This window comes from Pandoraea sp. B-6, from assembly GCF_000282835.1.
GTDB classification, from domain to species: Bacteria; Pseudomonadota; Gammaproteobacteria; order Burkholderiales; family Burkholderiaceae; genus Pandoraea; species Pandoraea cepalis.
Genome location: NZ_KB290540.1, coordinates 100,204 through 105,270 on the forward strand (window position 1 = coordinate 100,204; position 5,067 = coordinate 105,270).

The window sequence follows — 5,067 nt, forward strand, 5'->3', positions numbered from 1 at the left end:
ACCCTGCTTCGCCCAGGCATCGAGATTGCCGTGCGGCGGCGCAACGATCCCCAGATCGCGCTCGATTTCCTTGTAGATGTTTCTCAGCGACGGCGGCACGCGCACACCGCGCTGCACGGAAAACGCCAGACCGTGCGCCTGCGCGATGCCTTGATCGTCACCGTGATAGGGGTCCTGCCCGAGGATCACGACCTTCACGTCCGAGGGCGAGGTCATGCGCAGCGCGTGAAAGATGTCCGCTGGGTAGACCGTCTTGCCGGCGGCGACTTCGGCGTCGACGTAACGGCACAGTGGCGCGTACGCCTCGCTTTCGACGAACGGCGCGACCAGTGTCTGCCAGTCGTGGGGCAACGCGGCGAACTGATCCTCGATGCGCCCCTTGAGCGGGCCGGCGGCGTCAGCGCTCGCGGCAACCGACTGGGCGATTGCTGTGACCGGCGTCGATGCAGACCTCACCGGCGCGCCCGCTTTCGGCGGACGACCGCGTCGACGCGGTGACGGCGCGGCGGAAACGGTGGGAGCAGCGACACCAGCGACATCGGCGGGTGGCTGCGGCGAAGCCGCCGTGTCGTTCGTTCCTGCCACTGGCGCCGGGTCGTCGAACAGCGAGCGTTGCCGTTCATCGGCAGGCGATGGGGATGCCGCGCGTGAGCGTGAGGTCATGCGATGAGTCGGTTGAGTGGACTTGGGAGAGTGACGCGTGCATCGTGCGCGTGTCCGCGCGCGACGCTCAGCGACTGAGCACCTTTTGCCGCAGACGATACCCGCGCTGCGCCTTGCTCACATTGTCGCTCTGCAATTCGGGCAGTACGTCGCGCAATTCCTGCGCGAGCGCGTGCAGAATGCGTTCGCCTTGACCCTCGCGGTCGTCTTCCGGAGCGTCGAGCAATTCCAGTTCGACTTCCACGAGCGGCTCAGTGTGGCGTTTGCCGCCGGCCTCAACCGCGACTTCGCCCCGGTCAAAGGCGATCTCGACCGCCGTGCCGTCCCCTGCGATATAGCGCCACAGGCGTCGCACGAAATTCGTTTCGAACTGGGCGACGACATTCGCCCCCTCGGCGCGCAGCAAATCCGCCGTGCCGGGCACGTCGCAAGCGGCGATCAGCGGCGCGAGTTCGAGCGCTTCGCCCCGCACCGCCTGCTCCCACTCGTGACGCACATGCAGTCCATCGCGGGCCTCACCCACCGACTTGAGCGTTTGCAGCCATTGTCCGGGGTGGCCGTCGCGCGCTACGAAACGCAACCGCAGCGCGGCCTTCGCTTGCGCGAGCGCCAGCGCGGGCGTATCGAAATAGCGATTGACGAGATGCCGCTCCCCGCGGGCTTCTGCCCCGGGCAAACGGTCGAGATGGGAAATCAGCGCGTCGGCGCGCTCGGCTGACAGGTCGCCCGGGAGGGCCAGTTTGAGTTCGCGTTCGATGGCCATCGGGGCCGCTCCTGTGAGGGGGGGGACGCCGCGCCACCGATCGCTCGCGTGGCGCGTGGCAGGGGATCAGCGGGGCATGTCGAACAGCGTGGCGAGGGCTTCACCCGGGTCGGGCGCGCGCATGAAGGCTTCGCCGACGAGGAAGGCATTGACGCCCGCTGCACGCATGCGCGTCACGTCGTCGCGCGAGAGGATACCCGACTCCGTTACGACCACGCGATCGTCCGGAATGTGTTTCAACAGTCCGAGCGTGGTATCGAGCGACACTTCGAAGGTGTGGAGGTTGCGATTGTTGATGCCCAGCAACGGCGTGCTCAGTTCGAGCCCGGCGTCCAGTTCATGGCCGTTGTGCACTTCGACGAGCACCGCCATGCCCAGCGCGTGGGCTTGCGCTTCCAGATCGCGCATATGGGCGAGCTCCAGCGCCGCGGCGATGAGCAGAATGCAGTCGGCGCCCATCTCGCGCGCTTCATACACCTGGTAGGCGTCGATCATGAAGTCCTTGCGCAGCACCGGCAGATCGCACGCGGCGCGCGCGGCCTTCAGATACTCGGGCGAGCCCTGGAAGAACTGCACATCGGTGAGCACCGACAGGCAGGCCGCACCGCCTTTCTGATACGACTCGGCAATCTCCGGCGGGACGAAATGCTCGCGAATCACGCCCTTCGACGGGCTGGCTTTCTTGATCTCGGCGATTACGCCGGGCAGTCCGCCGTCGAGCTTGGTGCGCACCGCCCCCACGAAATCGCGCGTGCGCAGCGCGCTGTCGGCGACGGTGGCTTCGGCGTCGCGGCGCAGGCTCGCGAGGTCACGCACGCGCTTCGCAGCGGCGACTTCTTCAGCCTTGACGGCCAGGATCTTGTCGAGAACGGTAGACATATCGATGGATGACTCGGGGGCTACTGAATGTGACGGGCGTCATCGAAAAAGATGCCCGTCGTAATCGAAATCGGGAGGGGCCGACGGGGTACCGTTGGCGGTACCGGCGTCACGCCTTATCCCTTGAATCGCTGCGTGAAGGCGACGAACTCGTCGAGCTTCGCACGCGCCGCGCCGCTGGCAATGGATTCGCGCGCCAGTTGGATACCTTCGCCAATCGACGCCGCACGGTTGGCGGCATACAGCGCGGTACCGGCATTGAGCGCGACAATTTCGCGCGCGGTGCCCGGCTTGTTGTCGAGTGCTTCGATCAACATCGTCTTCGATTCGTCGGCGCTGCCGACCTTCAGGCCGCGATTGCTCACCATTTGCAGGCCGAAGTCCTCGGGATGAATCTCGTACTCGGTGACCTTGCCGTCCTTCAACTCGCCCACCAGCGTGGCGGCGCCGAGCGACACTTCGTCCATGCCGTCCTTGCCGTAGACCACGAGCACGTGTTCGGCGCCCAGACGCTGCATCACGCGTACCTGGATACCGACCAGATCGGGGTGGAATACGCCCATCAACTGGTTCGGCGCACCGGCCGGATTGGTGAGCGGCCCGAGAATATTGAAGATCGTGCGTACGCCCATTTCCTTGCGCACGGCCGCCACGTTCTTCATCGCCGGATGATGGTTCGGCGCGAACATGAAGCCGATGCCGACTTCGCGCAGACACTCGGCGACCTGCTCGGGCGAGAGCATGATGTTCACGCCCAGGGCCTCGAGCACGTCGGCGCTGCCCGACTTGGAACTCACGCCGCGGTTGCCGTGCTTGGCGACCTTGGCGCCCGCGCCTGCTGCCACGAACATCGACGCGGTGGAGATATTGAACGTATGCGACACATCGCCGCCGGTGCCCACGATATCGACGAAATGCTCGCCGGGGGGGGCGTCGACATGGTTGGCGAACTCGCGCATCACTTGCGCGGCTGCGGCGATCTCACCGATGGTTTCCTTCTTCACGCGCAGGCCGGTGATGATGGCCGCGCACATGACCGGGGAAATCTCGCCCTTCATGATGAGACGCATCAGGTGCAGCATCTCGTCGTGGAAAATTTCACGGTGCTCGATGGTGCGCTGCAGGGCTTCTTGCGGGGTAATCATGGCTTGCTCTCTCGTCGGTCGGATCGGCTCGGGTGGCTCGGGTGGCACGCTCGGGGCGGCGCTCATGCAGCCTGCGCCGCGCGCGGTGCGGCTTGCAGGAAATTGCGCAGCACGTCGTGGCCGTGCTCCGACAGAATCGATTCGGGGTGGAACTGCACGCCTTCGACATCGAGCGTCTTGTGACGCACGCCCATGATCTCGCCGTCGTCCGTCCAGGCGGTGACTTCGAGGCAGTCGGGCAGCGATGCGCGCTCGATGGCCAGCGAGTGATAACGCGTGACGGTAAAGCGCTTGGGCAAATTCGCGAACACGCCTTGTTGCGTGGTCTCGATCTCGCTCACCTTGCCGTGCATGATCTGCTGGGCGCGTACGACCTTGCCGCCGAACGCTTCGCCGATCGCCTGATGACCGAGGCAGACGCCGAGAATCGGAATCTCGCCGGCGAAGCGCTTGAGCACGTCGAGCGTGATGCCCGCGTTGGCCGGACAGCTCGGACCCGGCGAGAGGCAGATGCGCTCGGGGGCGAGTTCGGCGATGGCGTCGAGCGTGATTTCGTCGTTGCGAAAGACCCGCACGTCTTCGCCCAATTCACCGAAGTATTGGACGATGTTGTAAGTAAACGAGTCGTAGTTGTCGATCATCAGCAGCATGATGGTCCCTGTTCGTCGGGTGACAAAGGATTGTCGAACGCATGAGATTTGCGAATTCCCCCTGAGCGTGCCCCCACGTTGAGTTCGCGATCCGCGGGGGAGGGCGCTATGGGGATGAGATAGACGTGGCGGGTTACCGCCACCAGCGCAGGGCGGCGGTCAGAGGCGACCAGAGGAGGGGGGAAGACTGATACGACATCATAGTGACGAGGATTGTAGCAGTATCTGCGGGGTGTCGTGGGCGGGGCGTCATAAAAAGCAGCCGATCGACGGGTTTCTCGCGAGATCGAGCCATTTTTCGCAAGAATGTACGTGCCGCAGCGGCGGTCGTTCGACGATTCTGCGACGCCCGGGCCGGGCTTGTTCGCCTAGGGGGCGGCGGCACCGGAGCTCGATGAAGGCGGCGTTGCAGCGTGTCGCGCAGACGCGCCGCCGTCAGTTCGCCCAAATGCGCTTCGACCAGACGGCCCTGCGTATCGTAGAACAGCGTGGTGGGCAGTGCGCGTGCGCTCGCTGCCTGCATGGCTTGCGATGCGGGATCAAGCAGCAGATGGTTGAATTGCAGCCCTTGCGATTGCACGAATGCTTCGACCGTATGCGCGGCTTCGCCCTGGTTGATCATCAGGAACGTCACGTCGGGATGGTCCGCTTGGGCCTTTTCCAGTACGGGCATTTCGCGACGGCACGGTGGGCACCAACTTGCCCACAGATTGATCACGACGGGGCGGCCACGATAGGCGTCGAGCGCCACGGGCCGGCCGTCGATTGTCGCGAGCGTTAGAGGCGGCAGCGGCGGTGCGGTGCGCTGCAGGGCGCCCAGCCCAACCTGTGCGGCGCCCCAGAGTGCCACGCCCGCGACGAAGCCGCATAGCATCGGGCGACGCGCTGACGCATCACGGCGCACACGCCACAGCGCCCAGCCCAGTGCGACGGGCAGCCCGACCCAAACCATGAAGCCGCCGTCGCC

Annotated in this window: 4 protein-coding genes and 2 pseudogenes; all 6 read right to left on the bottom strand. The window is 65.2% G+C overall.

What is annotated here, in order from left to right; translation table 11 throughout:
* Nucleotides 1–663: pseudogene (locus A985_RS26010) on the bottom strand (hypothetical protein); the annotation flags it as partial.
* Nucleotides 664–730: 67 nt separating this feature from the next.
* Nucleotides 731–1,426, bottom strand: a complete 696-nt coding sequence (locus A985_RS0117490; protein WP_017234670.1) for a CYTH domain-containing protein — start codon at nucleotides 1,424–1,426, stop codon at nucleotides 731–733.
* A gap of 66 nt (nucleotides 1,427–1,492) precedes the next feature.
* The gene (gene trpC, locus A985_RS0117495) at nucleotides 1,493–2,305 is read right to left on the bottom strand and encodes an indole-3-glycerol phosphate synthase TrpC (protein ID WP_017234671.1); all 813 of its coding nucleotides are present in this window, start codon (nucleotides 2,303–2,305) and stop codon (nucleotides 1,493–1,495) included.
* Nucleotides 2,306–2,421: 116 nt separating this feature from the next.
* Nucleotides 2,422–3,450, bottom strand: coding sequence for an anthranilate phosphoribosyltransferase (gene trpD, locus A985_RS0117500; protein ID WP_017234672.1), 1,029 nt, complete (start codon nucleotides 3,448–3,450; stop codon nucleotides 2,422–2,424).
* A gap of 62 nt (nucleotides 3,451–3,512) precedes the next feature.
* Nucleotides 3,513–4,100: an aminodeoxychorismate/anthranilate synthase component II gene (locus tag A985_RS0117505; protein WP_017234673.1), complete on the bottom strand. Its 588-nt coding sequence runs from the start codon at nucleotides 4,098–4,100 to the stop codon at nucleotides 3,513–3,515.
* Between the two features lie 400 nt (nucleotides 4,101–4,500).
* Nucleotides 4,501–5,067: pseudogene (locus A985_RS29440) on the bottom strand (TlpA family protein disulfide reductase); the annotation flags it as partial.